Annotated in this window: 13 protein-coding genes and 1 pseudogene; 6 read left to right on the top strand and 8 right to left on the bottom strand. The window is 68.7% G+C overall.

Going from position 1 to position 13963, the window contains the following annotated elements; all coding sequences use genetic code 11:
• The first annotated feature begins 11 nt into the window (after nt 1-11).
• The gene (locus ACTIEY_RS16200) at nt 12-482 is read left to right on the top strand and encodes an SRPBCC family protein (RefSeq protein WP_439520154.1); all 471 of its coding nucleotides are present in this window, start codon (nt 12-14) and stop codon (nt 480-482) included.
• Between the two features lie 14 nt (nt 483-496).
• On the opposite strand, the gene ACTIEY_RS16195 is transcribed toward ACTIEY_RS16200, so the two are convergent.
• The 3 genes from ACTIEY_RS16195 to ACTIEY_RS16185 are packed head-to-tail and all read right to left on the bottom strand — an operon-like array spanning nt 497 to nt 4063.
• Nucleotides 497-1393 carry a dienelactone hydrolase family protein gene (locus ACTIEY_RS16195; RefSeq protein ID WP_439520153.1) on the bottom strand — a complete coding sequence of 299 codons (897 nt, stop codon included), beginning with the start codon at nt 1391-1393 and terminating at the stop codon, nt 497-499.
• Between the two features lie 54 nt (nt 1394-1447).
• The gene (gshA, locus tag ACTIEY_RS16190; RefSeq protein ID WP_439520152.1) at nt 1448-3028 is read right to left on the bottom strand and encodes a glutamate--cysteine ligase; all 1581 of its coding nucleotides are present in this window, start codon (nt 3026-3028) and stop codon (nt 1448-1450) included.
• Between the two features lie 33 nt (nt 3029-3061).
• The gene (locus ACTIEY_RS16185) at nt 3062-4063 is read right to left on the bottom strand and encodes a tRNA dihydrouridine synthase (protein ID WP_439520151.1); all 1002 of its coding nucleotides are present in this window, start codon (nt 4061-4063) and stop codon (nt 3062-3064) included.
• Between the two features lie 64 nt (nt 4064-4127).
• Between ACTIEY_RS16185 and ACTIEY_RS16180 the strand changes: the two genes are divergently transcribed.
• From ACTIEY_RS16180 to bktB, 5 genes are all read left to right on the top strand, one after another.
• Nucleotides 4128-4616, top strand: a complete 489-nt coding sequence (locus tag ACTIEY_RS16180; RefSeq protein WP_439520150.1) for a HugZ family protein — start codon at nt 4128-4130, stop codon at nt 4614-4616.
• The gene (locus ACTIEY_RS16175) at nt 4613-5269 is read left to right on the top strand and encodes an RluA family pseudouridine synthase (protein ID WP_439520149.1); all 657 of its coding nucleotides are present in this window, start codon (nt 4613-4615) and stop codon (nt 5267-5269) included. Before ACTIEY_RS16180 ends, ACTIEY_RS16175 begins: the two co-directional genes overlap by 4 nt.
• A 9-nt stretch (nt 5270-5278) precedes the next feature.
• Entirely contained in the window at nt 5279-6055 is a 777-nt protein-coding gene (locus ACTIEY_RS16170) for an SDR family NAD(P)-dependent oxidoreductase (RefSeq protein WP_439520148.1), read from the top strand.
• A gap of 12 nt (nt 6056-6067) precedes the next feature.
• Nucleotides 6068-6643, top strand: coding sequence for a histidine phosphatase family protein (locus ACTIEY_RS16165; RefSeq protein WP_439520147.1), 576 nt, complete (start codon nt 6068-6070; stop codon nt 6641-6643).
• Between the two features lie 73 nt (nt 6644-6716).
• The gene (gene bktB / locus ACTIEY_RS16160; protein WP_439520146.1) at nt 6717-7901 is read left to right on the top strand and encodes a beta-ketothiolase BktB; all 1185 of its coding nucleotides are present in this window, start codon (nt 6717-6719) and stop codon (nt 7899-7901) included.
• Nucleotides 7902-7949: 48 nt separating this feature from the next.
• Here bktB and ACTIEY_RS16155 read toward each other — a convergent pair.
• The 5 genes and pseudogenes from ACTIEY_RS16155 to ACTIEY_RS16135 form a co-directional block, all read right to left on the bottom strand.
• Nucleotides 7950-8525 (bottom strand): annotated as a pseudogene (locus ACTIEY_RS16155) (Crp/Fnr family transcriptional regulator); the annotation flags it as partial.
• A gap of 107 nt (nt 8526-8632) precedes the next feature.
• A complete protein-coding gene (locus ACTIEY_RS16150; RefSeq protein WP_439520145.1) occupies nt 8633-10375 on the bottom strand; it encodes a carboxylesterase/lipase family protein in 1743 nt (580 codons plus the stop codon).
• Nucleotides 10376-10382: 7 nt separating this feature from the next.
• Nucleotides 10383-11402, bottom strand: coding sequence for a Bug family tripartite tricarboxylate transporter substrate binding protein (locus tag ACTIEY_RS16145; protein WP_439520144.1), 1020 nt, complete (start codon nt 11400-11402; stop codon nt 10383-10385).
• A gap of 42 nt (nt 11403-11444) precedes the next feature.
• The gene (locus tag ACTIEY_RS16140) at nt 11445-12695 is read right to left on the bottom strand and encodes a DUF1254 domain-containing protein (RefSeq protein WP_439520143.1); all 1251 of its coding nucleotides are present in this window, start codon (nt 12693-12695) and stop codon (nt 11445-11447) included.
• Nucleotides 12696-12697: 2 nt separating this feature from the next.
• Nucleotides 12698-13909: a CaiB/BaiF CoA transferase family protein gene (locus tag ACTIEY_RS16135; RefSeq protein WP_439520142.1), complete on the bottom strand. Its 1212-nt coding sequence runs from the start codon at nt 13907-13909 to the stop codon at nt 12698-12700.
• Nucleotides 13910-13963: the final 54 nt, after the last annotated feature.

The following is a 13963-nucleotide window of genomic DNA, read 5'->3' as shown; positions in this document are numbered from 1 at the left end:
AGAGGCGCCTCATGAGCATCACCGTCAAGATCGATCTGGGTTACGAATTCGACGTCAAGGCCAAGGCGGCCGAGGTGTTCGAGGTGCTTTCCAACGTGCCCGAGTCGGTCAGCCATTTTCCCAAGGTCGAGAAGCTCACGGATCTGGGCGGTGGTGTCTACCAGTGGGAAATGGAGAAAGTGGGCACGGCGCAGGTCAACATCCAGACCATCTACGCCAGCAAGTACGTGAGTGACAAGGCGCGCGGCACGGTGAAATGGACGCCGGTCAAGGGTGTGGGCAACGCCCAGGTGGGCGGCAACTGGAAGATCGTGGACAACAAGAAATCCACCGGTCTCACCCTGGCCATTCAGGGCGAGATCGAAGTGCCGCTGCCCGGCCTCATGAAGATGGTGGTGGCGCCGGTGGTGGAAGGCGAGTTCGAGAAGCTCGTCGAGAAATACATCGCCAACCTGATCAAGCGCTTCGGCGGCGAGGCCTGAGCACGCGCGCGCCTTCAGGCGCGTACGTGCTCACGGAAGAATGCCAGCGTGCGGTCCCACGACAGTTTCGCAGCAGCGGCATCGAATCGCGGCGTGGTGTCGTTGTTGAATCCGTGTTGCGTGCCCGGGTACAGGTGGGCCGTGTAGCGCGCGCCGGCGGCCTTGAGAGCCGCCTCGTAAGCCGGCCAGGCGGCGTTGATGCGCTCGTCCACCGCGGCAAAGTGAATCAGCAGGGGCGCCTTCACTTTGGCTGCCGCCTCCACCGGAGGGTGGTTGCCGTAATACGGCACGGCCGCGGCCAGGTCGGGCAGCTCGGTGGACAGCATGTGCGCGATGCCGCCGCCGTAGCAGAAACCCATCGCGCCGATGCGTCCGATGCCGTCGGGCCGGGCCTTGAGCGCCGCGGCGGTGGCCAGGAAGTCCTGACGCGTTTTCGTCTGGTCGAGCTGGGCGAACAGCGCGCGGGCCTTGTCTTCATTGCCGGGGTAGCCGCCCAGTGGCGTCAGCGCATCGGGCGCGAAGGCGAGGTAGCCCTCCAGCGCGAGGCGGCGCGCGATGTCTTCGATGTGCGGGTTCAGTCCCCGGTTCTCGTGCACCACCAGCACGCCGGGAAGACGCCCACCGGGTGGAGGCACCGACGGTTGCGCCACGTAGACCTTGATGGTGCCGTGGCCCTGTGGCGATGCGACGCTGATGGTTTCGGTCTTCAGGCGGGGATCGCCGGCCGGAATCACCTGGGCGTGGGCAAAGTCGGGGCTGAGTGCCGCCAGCAGGCCGACCGCTGTCATGCCACCCACGGCGAACTTCGAAGCCCGGTCCAGGAACGCCCGGCGGTCGATGTCGCCATGCACGTAGGCGTCAAACAGGATCAGCAGTTCCTGGTCGAAATCGGCGGCGGTGAGTCGGGTCATGGGCGTCTCCGGCAGAAAGCCGCAGGATAGCCCTGCGGACCGCGCCGGCCCCATTCACCGTGCGGCCGTGAGGGCTTCTGCCGCGACCGGGGTGGCGGCGGTCTGGGGCCGACCCAGGCGGGCCGGTGAGGTGTATTCCTGTCGGTAGATCTCGAACGGCATGGAATCGGCGGCTTCGATGGTACGCTGGTCCTCGACCGATTTGGCCGCCATGGCCTCGAAGCGGGCTTGCTGCTTGGCGCTCCAGTCCAGCGACAGGAGGTGCTGGTGCGTGGCGAGCGACTGCGCACGGGCGAAGCCCAGGAACGCGTCCCCGTGGTCCTCGTGCATGGCCTGCAGTACGCGTGCCGAGGGCAGGCGTTGCGGGTCCTGCAGCGCGGTGCGGGCCTGAGCCACGGCATCGGCATGATCGGCGCCGCCGTGCGCGCGGTCCAGAGCCGCGGCAATGGGCACCAGCTGGTCGATGATCTCCAGCCCCCACTGCACCAGCGGCACAGCCTGGCCTTCGCGCATCAGGTCCAGCCCGGGCTCGCGGCCGCGCGCGGCGGTGAGGTGCTGGTTGTGTGCGAGTTCGCGGATTTCGGCCGGCGTGTCCGGCGGGCTGTCCGACAACAGGCAATGCAGCAGGAACACGTCGAGAAATCGCAACGTGGCTGCGCCAATGCCGATCGGTTCGAAGGGGTTGAGGTCCATCAGCCGCACTTCGATGTACTCCACGCCGCGCTCGCGCAGCGCGTGCAGCGGCCGCTCGCCGGGGTAGATCACACGCTTGGGGCGGATGGTGCCGTAGAACTCGTTCTCGATCTGCAGCAAGGTGGTGGCGAGCTGGTTGTAGTCGCCTCCCGGATTGCGGATGCCTACCGCTTCGTAGGCCGGCCAGGGCCGGGTGAGCGCATCGTGCAGCGAAGCCGCATAGCCTTCGAGCCCGTTGTAGCTCACCGCCAGCGTGGCTTGCGCCTCGCTCTGGTAACCCAGGCGGCCCATGCGCAGCGACGTGCCATGGGGCATGTAGAGCGTGCCGCCACTGCCCAGTTTCTGGAGTTCGTGCTGCCGCCCTTCGACGAAACTGGAACACACCGCCGGGGAAGCACCAAACAGCGTGAGCAGCAAAAAGGCGTGGCGGCGGAAGTTGCGGATGAGGGAGAAGTAGCCGTCGTTGTCCACGCCCGGCAATGACCAGTTGTAGTGGATGCCCGAGATGGTCTGCATGCGCCGGCCATAACGGTGGCCCAGGCCCATTCGGTAGACGCTCTTGGCCCGGCCCACGTTGGATGAGCCATAACGGCCCAGTGGAATGGTCTCGTCGGTGGGCAGCCCGCAGGGCATGCTGGAGGCCCAGAGCATTTCGTCGCCCGCGGCGCGCAGGCTGCGCACGGTGAACTGGTGCACCTCGGTGAGTTCGGTCAGGCACGCATCGACACTGGCGTGCACCCCAGTGATGAGTTCGAGCTGAGACTCGCTGTAGTCCGTGGTGATGTGCGGATGGGTCAGCGCGCTGCCCAGCGCCGCCGGATGCGGCGTGAGGGCCAGGCGTCCATCGGGTTGCGCGCGCAGGCTTTCCTTTTCAAGGCCTCGCCGCATGCCACGCAATTGCTCAGCCGTGAGCGTGTCCAGCCGTTGTTGGAGAGGGGTCATACAGGCGTCTTGAATCGGGTCCGGGGCCGGAAGTTAACACGGCTGGCCCAATTCTGCTGGCAGCGCCCGCATCGGCTCTGTGGTAGTGGGCGCTTCGCCGCGCGAGCGCAGCAACCAGGCATCGATGGCCGCCGGATCGTTCAGCAGCCTCAGTTCATCGAACGCGGCCTGCGCCTCGGGATGCCGCCGGCGCAACAGATTGAGCCACTGCTTCAGGCGCCCGGCGCGGTGCCGGCGCTCCACCCTTGCGCTCACGCGTTCCCAGAAGACGGTGAGCAAAGGCTCGATCTGCCACCAGCCCACGCCGCCCTGCCCGCGGATGGCCAGAGCGAGCCCGGGATCGGCGACCATGCCGCGGCCGATCATGAGCGAATCGCAGCCACTCACTTCGCGGCAGCGCATCGCATCGGCCACGCTCCAGATCTCGCCGTTGGCGATCACCGGAATGCGGTGCGCAGCAGGCAAGGCATCGCGCACCTGTGCGATGCGCTCCCAGTAAGCCGGCGGTCGGTAGCCGTGGGCCTTGGTGCGCGCGTGGATCACCAGTTCGTCGGCACCTGCCTCGGCAATCGCCTGGGCGCAGGCTTCGGCCACGAGATCGTCGTTGAACCCCAGTCGCATCTTGGCCGACACCGGCACGCTGGCGGGCACGGCGCGCCGCACCGCTGCCACGATGCGGCCCACCAGCTCGGGTTCGTCCAGCAGCACGGCGCCGCCGCGGCTCTGGTTCACGGTCTTGGCCGGGCAGCCAAAGTTGAGATCGATGCCTGGCGGATCCAGCCCGGCCAGCCGCGCCGCATTCTCGGCCAGGCAGGTGGGATCCGAGCCCAGCAGTTGCGGGCGCACCGGCACACCGGCAAGGGTGCGGCCACCGTTCAGCAGTTCGGGCACCACGCGCACGAAAGCGCGCTCCGGCAGCAGGGTGTTGGTCACGCGGATGAACTCGCTCACGCAGCGATCGACCCCGCCCGTGCGCGTGAGCACATCGCGCAGGGTCGCATCCAGCAGACCTTCCATGGGCGCGAGCAGCAACATGTCGGGTATTTCACCACGCCGGTGCTTCCACAGCCGGGCCGCGCCGCGCTAACATGGCCCTTCCATGCCTCACCAACCTCGCCTGACCCAGGCCCTGCGTGAACTGCTGGCAAGCCAGCGGGTGGGGTCGCTTGGCACGCTCGGGATGGACGGCGCGCCCTGGGTCTCTCTGGTGCCGTTCGCGGTCGACAGCGCCTTGCGCGTGATCGTGATTCATGTCAGCGCCCTCGCCTCGCACAGCGCCAACCTTCGGCGCGAGCCACGCGCCTCGTTGCTGGTGGCGCAGGCCGAGGTGGCCGGCGAGCCGGTGCATGCGCTCTCGCGGGTGATGCTGGTCATGCAGGCGCAGACCCTGGAGGCCGGTGGCAATGCCGAGAAGAGCGCCTGCGCGGCCTACCTGCTGCGCTTTCCCGAAGCCACGCACATGACCACGCTGGGCGACTTCAGCTTTGTCGCCCTCACGCCGTTGGGCGCGCGCCAGGTGGCGGGTTTCGGCGCGGCGCGCAGCCTGGAAGCCGACGAGGTGGTTCGCGCGCTCGGGCCGGCTTCGTGACCCTGCAGGTCGTCCACGAGGACGACGCCCTGATCGTGCTGGACAAGCCGGCCGGACTGCTCGCCGTGCCCGGGCGCGGCCCCGACAAGCAGGATTGCCTCAGCGCCCGAGCCCAGGCGCGCTGGCCCGATGCCCTGGTGGTGCACCGGCTCGACATGGCCACTTCAGGTCTGGTGGTGATGGCCCGCGGGCTGGCGCATCAGCGCACCCTGTCCCGCGCATTTGAGACACGCCAGGTCCACAAGCGCTACACCGCTGTGGTGGCGGGGGCGCTGAAGAATCTGTTGCCCGGCAACGGCTGGAACCTCATCGACCTGCCGCTCACCGTGGACTGGCCCAACCGCCCCCGCAGCATCGTCAGCCATGAACTGGGCAAACCCAGCCTGTCGCGCTGGCGCCTGTCGCCAGACCAAAGCCCGGCGACGCACGCAGGAATCACAACCCGGTTAGAACTGGAGCCGGTCACGGGTCGCACGCACCAGTTGCGCGTGCACCTGCAGGCCCTCGGCCACCCCATCGTGGGTGACGCGTTGTATGCGAACGCGCAGCAACAGGCCATGGCCGGGCGACTGTTGCTGCACGCGCACTGGTTGCAGTTGCCTCATCCGCTCGATGGCCAGGCCATCGATTTCCACAGCCCCTGCCCTTTCTGAAGCGTTCACATGACGAAGACTCCGCACCTCACCATCCTCACCGGCGCCTCGCGCGGCATGGGCCTGGCCATGGCCCAGCAGTTGCTCTCACCCGAGCGGCACTTGCTGTGCATCTCGCGCCGCGCCAGCGATGAGCTCGCAGAACAGGCCAGGCACAAGGGCGCACTGCTGACGCAATGGACGCAGGACCTCGCCGACACCACCGGGTCGCGCCAGCGTCTGCAGGCGTGGCTGGAGTCGATGGACACCAGCGGAATGAAAAGCGCCACGCTGATCAACAATGCCGGCGTGATTCCGCGCATCGGCCCGCTGGACGACTGCCCTCCTGACGAACTGGCCAACGCGCTTCGCGTGGGACTGGAGGCGCCCATGCAGCTCACGGCGGCCTTCCTGGCCGCCACCGGTGCCTGGGTGCAAGCGGGCTGGCGCGGGCCGCGCAAGGTGCTCAATATTTCTTCGGGCCTGGGCCGCAGCGCCATGGCCGCGCAGGCGCCCTACTGCGCCGCCAAGGCCGGCATGGACCACTTCACCCGCTGCAGCGCGCTCGACGAAGCCCAGCGCGAGCACGGTGCGCGCCTGGTCTCGCTGGCGCCGGGCGTGATCGACACCGACATGCAGTCGCAACTGCGCGCCGGGGACCCCGCGGCATTCCCCGACCGCAACCGCTTTGTCGAACTTCAGCGACAGGGTCAGCTCACGTCGCCGCAGGACGCGGCGGCGCGCCTGCTCGTGTGGCTGGAACGCGCCGATTTCGGCGACAAGCCCGTGGCCGACGTGCGCGACTGAAGGAGCTGTTCCATGACCGAAAGCCTGATCACCCGGCGCCAGTTCACCGCCGGCACCGCGCTGGCGCTGTCCACCGGCCTCGCAACGGGCCAAGGCGCCACCGAGGGTTTCTGGACACTGCTGCGCGAAGGGGGCTGTGTGCTGCTGATGCGCCACGCCCAGACCGATCCTGGCGTGGGCGACCCACCGAACTTCAGGCTCGGCGAATGCAGCACCCAGCGCAACCTGAGCGAGGCCGGCCGCGAGCAGGCGCGCCGGGTGGGCGCTGCCTTTGTGCGCGAGCGCGTGCAGCTGGCCCAGGTGCGCTCCAGTGCCTGGTGCCGTTGTGTCGACACCGCCATGCTGGCCTTCAAGCAGAACACCGTCTGGCCCCCGATCAATTCGTTCTTTGGTGGCGAGGGGCGCGACAGCCAGACCCGCGAGGTGCTGGCCGCTGCGCAGGCCTGGTCGCCGCCGCGCAACCTGATGCTGGTGACGCATCAGGTCAACATCACGGCGCTGACGGGTGAGTACCTCGCCATGGGCGAGGTGTTCGCAACCCGGCCCGAAGCCGGCCGGCTGCGCCTGCTGGCGCGCCAGACCTTCTGACGCACGTCAAATCCACGGCCGGCCCCAGGGGTAGGATGGCTGGCGAACCGATTCAACAACAGGAGAACACCTCATGAGCAGAGAAGTCGTGGTCGTCAGCGCCGTGCGCACCGCCATCGGCACCTTCGGCGGCAGACTGAAGGACCAGCCTCCCACCGAACTGGGCGCGCTGGTGGTGCGCGAATCGCTCTCACGCGCCGGCGTGGAGGGCAAGGACGTGGGCCATGTGGTCTTCGGCCATGTGGTCAATACCGAGCCGAAGGACATGTACCTTTCGCGCGTGGCCGCCATCAACGGCGGTTGCGCCGAAGGCACGCCAGCGTTCAACGTGAACCGCCTCTGCGGCTCGGGCCTGCAGGCCATCGTCTCGGCCTCGCAGAGCATCCTGCTGGGCGACACCGACATCGCCATTGGTGCGGGCGCCGAGAACATGAGCCGCGCGCCGTTTGCCAGCCTGAACATGCGATGGGGCGCGCGCATGGGCGACACCAGGATGGTGGACATGATGACGGGCGCACTGCACGACCCTTTCCACACCATCCACATGGGCGTGACGGCCGAGAACATTGCCGCCAAATGGGGCATCACCCGCGAAGAGCAGGACCAGCTCGCGGTGGAGAGCCACAACCGCGCCCAGCGCGCCACCGAGGCGGGCCTTTTCAAGGACCAGATCGTGCCGGTGATGATCAAGAGCAAGAAAGGCGAAGTGGCCTACGCCACCGACGAGCACTTCCGCCCGAATGCCACGCTGGAAGACCTGGGCAAGCTCAAGCCCGTGTTCCTGAAGGAGAACGGCACCGTGACCGCCGGCAACGCCTCGGGCATCAACGACGCGGCCGCCGCCGTGGTGCTGATGGAAGCGGGTGCCGCGAAGGCGCGGGGGGCGAAACCGCTGGCGCGGCTGGTGGCGTATGCCCACGCGGGCGTTGATCCCAAGTACATGGGCATCGGCCCCGTGCCGGCCACGAAGGTCGCGCTGCAGAAGGCCGGACTCACCGTGGACGACCTGGACGTCATCGAGGCCAACGAAGCCTTTGCCGCCCAGGCCTGCGCCGTCACGCGCGACCTCGGCCTGGACCCGGCCAAGGTCAACCCCAACGGCTCAGGCATTTCGCTCGGCCATCCCATCGGCGCCACCGGCGCGCTGATCACCGTCAAGGCCCTGCACGAACTGCACCGCATCGGTGGCAAGTACGCGCTGGTGACCATGTGCATCGGTGGTGGACAGGGCATCGCCGCGATCTTCGAGCGCGTCTGAACGCCCTGGCTCGGCCGCGCGCTGCTCGCTGAACTGCGCGCGCAAGCCTGCGGCATCGTGAACCACGATGCCGCAGGCGGTGACGGCGATCAGTCCGCGGCGTTCCAGCCGCTTGAGCGAGGCGTTGACGTGCTGGCGTGAGTAGCCAATGAGCTCGCCAAGCTCGGATTGCGCCATGGCGAGCTTGATGCGATTGGCGGGACCCCCGGGATGCAGGGCCTGGCCGTGCTGCGACCACAGGCACGCGAGGCGTTTGGCCATGAGGGCGTCCAGCGGCAGGTACCTGGCGTCACAGACCTCCTCGCCGAGGTGCCTCACCTGTTGGGCGAGCACCGAAAGCAGCGCCTGCGAGAGCTGCGGCCACTGGTTCAGCCTGCGCTGCAGTTCGGTTCGACCCAGGAACAGCAGCGTGGCGTCCCGGTGCACATCGGCATCGCATTCCTGCGCGTTGAGGAAGAAGCCGGGGGCGCCCACGACATCGCCCTCGTGGGCATACGCCAGCGTGCGCCGCCGGCCGCTGGATTCCCTGCTCAGACGAACAAAACCACTGGCGCAGAGCCAGAGGCCTTCGGCCCGGTCGCCCGAAGCAAAAAGCCGGTGGCCGGCCTGGAGCCGGATGGCCACGGCGTCGCGCAGGAGTTCGTCGCACAACGTCGGCGACAGGCCCGACAACCAGCCGCGGCTTCGCACGGCCACGCGGGTCGCGTAGTCCAGCAGATTGACCGCGCCTTTCACTCCGCCACCAGTCGGGCCGTTTGCCGATCGGCATCAAAGACCATTCGCCCGGGCCAGGCCGGCCAGCGGGTACCGAGAATGGCGGTGTTGGGATCTCCCGCGCGGGCGAACGCGCCGAGGCTGTGCATCATGCGCTGCGACAACGCCAGCCGGCCGGGCTCGTTGGCGCGGCTGAAGGAGATGTTGGCGTAGAGCGATGGGCCGAAGTTGCCGAAGATGAAAGGCAGATCGAAACTGTGTGCCGCGCCATAGACCACGTCAAAGGGCGGCGGCAGTTCGTCCCAGTCGAAACGGTAGTGCCAGACGTCGGGCTGGCGGGCCTTCAGGGCGTTCATCACGTCGTCGCGAAAGGCAAAGAACCAGATGCGATCGAGCTCCGCGATGCGCGCGTTGAGGCCCGTGGTCGGCGCATCCACCGGCAGGTAGGCCGGTGGAATCCATTGCTCGATCCGGCTGGCCGGCGGCGCGTCGGGCTGGTAGCTGTGAACCAGCTCGAACACCGCCGCGTCATCCAGCAGGCGCCCGCTGGTACCCCCCAGTGCGGGTCGCAGTGCCAGCAGGCTCGGGAACAGCTTGCTTTCGTCGCGCGTGTTGCCCGAGAGCACCGGCACCTTCACATACTGCCCGGCGCGAATGGCGGCGATGGGATCGGCCGGCACCACATGGCCATCGGGAATCGGGTTGGCGGCGGCCAGCCCCAGCGGGGTCAGGCGCGTCTTCACCGTGGTCAGCAGCGCATCGGCCGACTGGCTGCGCAGGTACGCCGCGAGTTGCTGCGGCGTGCGCGAGGCCATGTGCGCTTCGGCGGCCGCGCGGTCGGCCACCGTGCCGTCTGCAATGAGTGAATGGATCAGCAAACCATTGCCGCGCGTGGCCCAGACGCTGCGGGGCAGGATGGTGGCGAACGAGCCGGGCGGCAGCGTGGCGGCCGATGAAATGCCGCCGCTGAGCGCCACCAGGCGCTGGAACAGGGGCGCGGGCCTGGCCACCACCATGGGAGACGTGAGCAGCGCGTACACATTGACCGCTCCGGCGGATTCGCCCATCAGCGTGACCCGGCTCGGGTCGCCGCCGAAACGCGCGATGTTGCCCTGAACGAACTCCAGCGACTTGACGATGTCCAGCAGCGCGAAGTTGCCCGAGTCGGCCGCCGGGGCGCCCGTCTTCAGCGCCGCGAGATCCAGGAAGCCGAAGATGCCCAGGCGGTAGGCCACCGACACCACCACCGAGCCAGTGGCGCGGGCCAGCGCGGCGCCGTCGTACACCGGGTCGGCGGTGTAGCCGGTGATGTTGCTGCCCCCGTGCACCCACACGATGACGGGCCTGGGGGAAGACGATGCCGCGGACGGCGCCCAGATGTTGAGGTAGAGGCAGTCTTCCGACCCCAGTGTCTGGCCCAGGGTGCTGCCAATGGTGGCGTCGTAGCGGTTGTTCAGGCCGGGGCCATAGAGGCGGCCGGTCTGCACGCAGGCCGGCGCGAACGCGGTGGTCGCGCGAGGCGCCGTCCACGCCGGCGGATCCACCGGTGCCTGCCAGCGGCGTTCGCCCACCGGCGCGGCGGCGAACGGAACGCCCTTCCAGGCGTGGGTGCCGTTGGCGGCCGAATCGTCGGCACCGACCACCGGGCCGAACGTGGTCTGGCGCTGCAGGCCGGATTGCCCGTGGGGAGCGTGCGTGCAGGCGTTGAACATCAGCAGCGCGCCGATGAGGAGGACAAGGCGAGTGGCAGCGGTGTTCATGGCGGGCCTACTCGATCTGGATGTTGGCCTTGCGGATCACGTCCGTCCACTTGCGGGTTTCGCCGTCGATGAACCGGGCGAATTCCGGTCCCGGCGCGCCGCTGGCTTCCAGCCCGATGTCGAGCAGCTTCTGCTTGATGGCGGGATCGTCGAGCGCGCGCAGCAGGGCAGGCTGCAGGCGCGCCACCACCTCGGGCGGCGTGGCGGCGGGCACCATGAAGCCGTACCAGCCGGACGCCACCACGCTGGGGAAGCCCTGCTCGCGGATGGTGGGGGCCGACGGGTACAGCGGGCTGCGCGCCTCGGAGGCCACGCCGATCACGCGCAGCTTGCCGGCCTCGATGTGCGGCAACGCCGAGCTGATGGCCGTCAGCGTCGCGTCGATGCGCCCGCCCAGCAACTCGGAATAGGCCATGGCGTCGCCCCGCATGTGCACATTCACCCCCTGCATGCCGCCCTCGCGCAACAGCAGTTCGGCCGCCAGATGCGGCTGCGAACCGGCGCCGGGCGAGCCAAAGTTGAGGCCGCCCGGGCGCGTCTTCGAAAACGCCACGAGGTCGCGCACGGTCTTCACCAGGCTTTGGGCATTGACGATCAGGAACAGCGGCGCGTGCATGGCCATGGCAATCGGTCGCAGCTGGTCACGCTGGTAGCTCAGGCCCTTGCCGTACAGCGCCTCGGCCGTGGCGTAGGGCGCGGCCACGTAAAGCACGGTGTAGCCATCGGCGGGCGCGCGCGCCACCATCTCGATGGCCACGCGCGTGCCGGCGCCGGGCTTGTTTTCCACCACGATCTGCTGGCCCAGTTCCTTGGCGAGGTACTCGCCCAGCACGCGGGCCGAGAGGTCGCTCGCACCCCCGGCACCGTAGGGCGAGATCAGCTTCACCGGCCGCGCGGGCCAGTCGGCCTGGGCGTGGGCCAGCACGCCCGAACCGGCGGCGACGCCCGCCGCCAGCGAGACGAGCACCGTGCGGCGCTGGAGCCCGGTCGGGCGGAGGGTCGGCGAAGGTCTGCGGTGCAAGCTCATGTCTGTCTCCTGATTTGAAGTGTCGCTGAGACGCGCCCGGGGTCAGCTGCGGCGCAAGGGGGGATACGGAAACTGAAACTCCAGGTGCCTGCGCCGGGGCTGGTAGAGGCGAAGCACCACGTAAAAGTCTTCGCCCGGCGGAGCCGGCAGCCAGTTGTGGCCCGCTCCCGGGTCGTGCGCCTGGACGCGGATCGACAGACCCCCGTCTGCCTGGGTCAGCAGGCCAGGCAGGCGATCGCCCACCGAGTAGCGGTGAATGGGATTGGCCACCAGCAGGCAGTCGCTGCGGCGGTACAGGGTGAGCGACCAGAACGCGTCCACCTCGGGCGTGGCGCCGGGCGGGAACCGAAGTTCGTAGGCGTGCGAGCCGTTCAGCACCTCGCCGTGGGCATCCACTTCCGCGGTGGGGTACATGGCCTCCTCGATCCCGAGGGCGCCGATGAAATTGCGCGCCACGCGGGCGCGCATCTCCAGGTCTGCTCCCCAGTGGGTGCGCACGGCCACCGGCAGCGCCCACCCACCGCCAAGTTCGTGCGGTTGGGCCTTGTGGCGCAGCTCGTCGAACACGGCCGCCAGTTCGGCCGCCAGAGCCTCTTCATCCGGGGGCCAGCGCAGGGTCTCGCCCTGCGGCACCGGGTTGCGCGCCAGCGCGTCTTCCACCGTCGCGCGGTACAGCGCTGCCGTGGGCGTGTCCACCAGGCGGCCGTCCAGCCGCGTGTCCACGCGCATCGCGGCGTCGCTGCCATCCAGGCGGTGTGCGGAAATGCCGCGTTGCAGCGCCGCGACCTCTTCCAGGTTGCCCGGACGCTCGTCCACCAGGATGCGGCCGATGACCCAGACATCGTCTCCCGGCGCTGCGATCACGTGGTCCACACCCGCGGGCACGTCGCCAGCCCACCCGGGACCGTGCACCAGCGTGCGCTGGCGGCGGTTGCCGGTGGTTCGTCGCCCCACGTAGGCAAACGGGTTGGTCCAGGCGTCGAGCAGGCCCAGGGTCCAGTAGCGCTCGCCCATGTCGGGCGTGTCGATGAGCACCGGACCTGCGGAGAGGTCCAGCCAGGCGTTGCTGAACACCGTGTCGTTGTTGGGGCTGACCACCTCGCGGTCGTCCGGACCGATCCGGCGATGTGTGTGGGTGAACTGGTTCACCCAGCGCAGCCGGGACGCGCGGTCTTCGCTGGCAAAGCCCAACACGGGATGGCGCCGGGCCGTGGTGGCGGCGCGCATGCGCATCATCTCGAACAGCGGCAAGGTCTGGATCACGGCCTCGCGGGCACAGCGGGCGTTGCTCATGGTCAGAGCAGCACGCGCGCATGGCGCAGTGCGGTGATGTCTTCTGCCGAGTAGCCGAACTCGGCCAGCAGTTGAGCGCCATCGGCGCCGCAGGCGGGGGCGGCAGCAGGCTCGGGTCTCGGCCCATCGCCCATGCGGTAGGGCAGTCCGAGCGCACGGTATGGATCTCCCGCAGAGGACGCAGCCTCCACCAGGATCCCGCTGGCGATGACGTCTTCGCTGGTCAGCACATCGCGGTAGCGGCGCACCGCGCCCACCACGATCTGGTGCCGGCTCAGCATGGCCACGCAGGCCTCGCTGGTGTAGCCCGAGAGGCACTGGTCCAGCACCTGGCGCAGTTCGGTGCGGTGGGCGACGCGCCGCTCGTTGCTCGAGAAACGGGGGTCATCCACCAGCTCTTCGCGACCGATCGCACCGCAGAAGCGCTTCCAGTGGTCTTCGGCATAGGCGGAGAGCACGATGTGCCCATCGAGCGTGGCCACCACCTCGGCGGCGGGCGCGTTGTGAGGCTGACCATGGCCGATGCGGGTGGGCTCGGGCCCGCCGCCCAGGTATTCGCACCAGGTCGCGGCCTGCAGGTGCAGCGCAGTCTCCAGCAGCGACACCTCCAGCGTTTCGCCCACGCCGCTGCGCTCGCGCCCGTACAGCGCCGCCAGCACGGCTTGCGCGCCCAGGTCGGCCGCGGCCGCATCGACGATGGGCACGCCCACTTTCTGCGGCGGTCGATCCGCTTCGCCCGTGACGGCCATCAGGCCGCTCTCGGCCTGCGCTGCAATGTCGTAACCGGGGCGCTCGCTCGAAGGACCGTTTCCCCCGAAGCCCGAAATGGACAGGTAGATCACGCGCGGATGCCGTGCCCGCACCTCGGCCGGGCCCAGGCCGAGTTTCTCCACCGCGCCAGGGCGCAGGTTCTGGATCACCACGTCGCTGCCCGCCATGAGGCGCCAGGCGATCTCGCGGCCGGCCTCACTCTTGAGGTCCAGCGCAATGGACCGCTTGCCCCGGTTGTAGGCCCGCACCATCGATTCGCCGTAGCGCCCCACATGGCGCGCCTGGTCGCCCGCCAGGGGTTCCACCTTGATCACCGTGGCGCCCAGTTCGGCCAGCGTCATGGCCGCGCCCGGGCCCGCAATGTACTGGCCGAAATCGATGACCCTGACGCCGGCGAGCGGCGTGGCCGCGGGCCGTGGACTGTGCGAAGAAGATGAAGACATGGGACGCGACGATAGGCGCGATATCGATTCCTGAAAAATCCATAATCCTGATGT

Source organism: Hydrogenophaga sp., from assembly GCF_051858985.1.
In the GTDB taxonomy this organism is placed as follows: domain Bacteria; phylum Pseudomonadota; class Gammaproteobacteria; order Burkholderiales; family Burkholderiaceae_C; genus Hydrogenophaga.
This window is presented reverse-complemented; position numbering and strand designations above follow the sequence as displayed.

Excerpts from the sequence above, each read along its gene's own strand:
- ACTIEY_RS16180 (WP_439520150.1), top strand. The coding sequence starts at position 4,128 with ATGCCTCACCAACCTCGCCTGACCCAGGCCCTGCGTGAACTGCTGGCA.
- ACTIEY_RS16195 (WP_439520153.1), bottom strand. The coding sequence starts at position 1,393 with ATGACCCGACTCACCGCCGCCGATTTCGACCAGGAACTGCTGATCCTG.
- ACTIEY_RS16170 (WP_439520148.1), top strand. The coding sequence starts at position 5,279 with ATGACGAAGACTCCGCACCTCACCATCCTCACCGGCGCCTCGCGCGGC.
- bktB (WP_439520146.1), top strand. The coding sequence starts at position 6,717 with ATGAGCAGAGAAGTCGTGGTCGTCAGCGCCGTGCGCACCGCCATCGGC.
- ACTIEY_RS16200 (WP_439520154.1), top strand. The coding sequence starts at position 12 with ATGAGCATCACCGTCAAGATCGATCTGGGTTACGAATTCGACGTCAAG.
- ACTIEY_RS16150 (WP_439520145.1), bottom strand. The coding sequence starts at position 10,375 with ATGAACACCGCTGCCACTCGCCTTGTCCTCCTCATCGGCGCGCTGCTG.
- ACTIEY_RS16145 (WP_439520144.1), bottom strand. The coding sequence starts at position 11,402 with ATGAGCTTGCACCGCAGACCTTCGCCGACCCTCCGCCCGACCGGGCTC.
- ACTIEY_RS16140 (WP_439520143.1), bottom strand. The coding sequence starts at position 12,695 with ATGAGCAACGCCCGCTGTGCCCGCGAGGCCGTGATCCAGACCTTGCCG.
- ACTIEY_RS16185 (WP_439520151.1), bottom strand. The coding sequence starts at position 4,063 with ATGTTGCTGCTCGCGCCCATGGAAGGTCTGCTGGATGCGACCCTGCGC.
- gshA (WP_439520152.1), bottom strand. The coding sequence starts at position 3,028 with ATGACCCCTCTCCAACAACGGCTGGACACGCTCACGGCTGAGCAATTG.
- ACTIEY_RS16135 (WP_439520142.1), bottom strand. The coding sequence starts at position 13,909 with ATGTCTTCATCTTCTTCGCACAGTCCACGGCCCGCGGCCACGCCGCTC.
- ACTIEY_RS16165 (WP_439520147.1), top strand. The coding sequence starts at position 6,068 with ATGACCGAAAGCCTGATCACCCGGCGCCAGTTCACCGCCGGCACCGCG.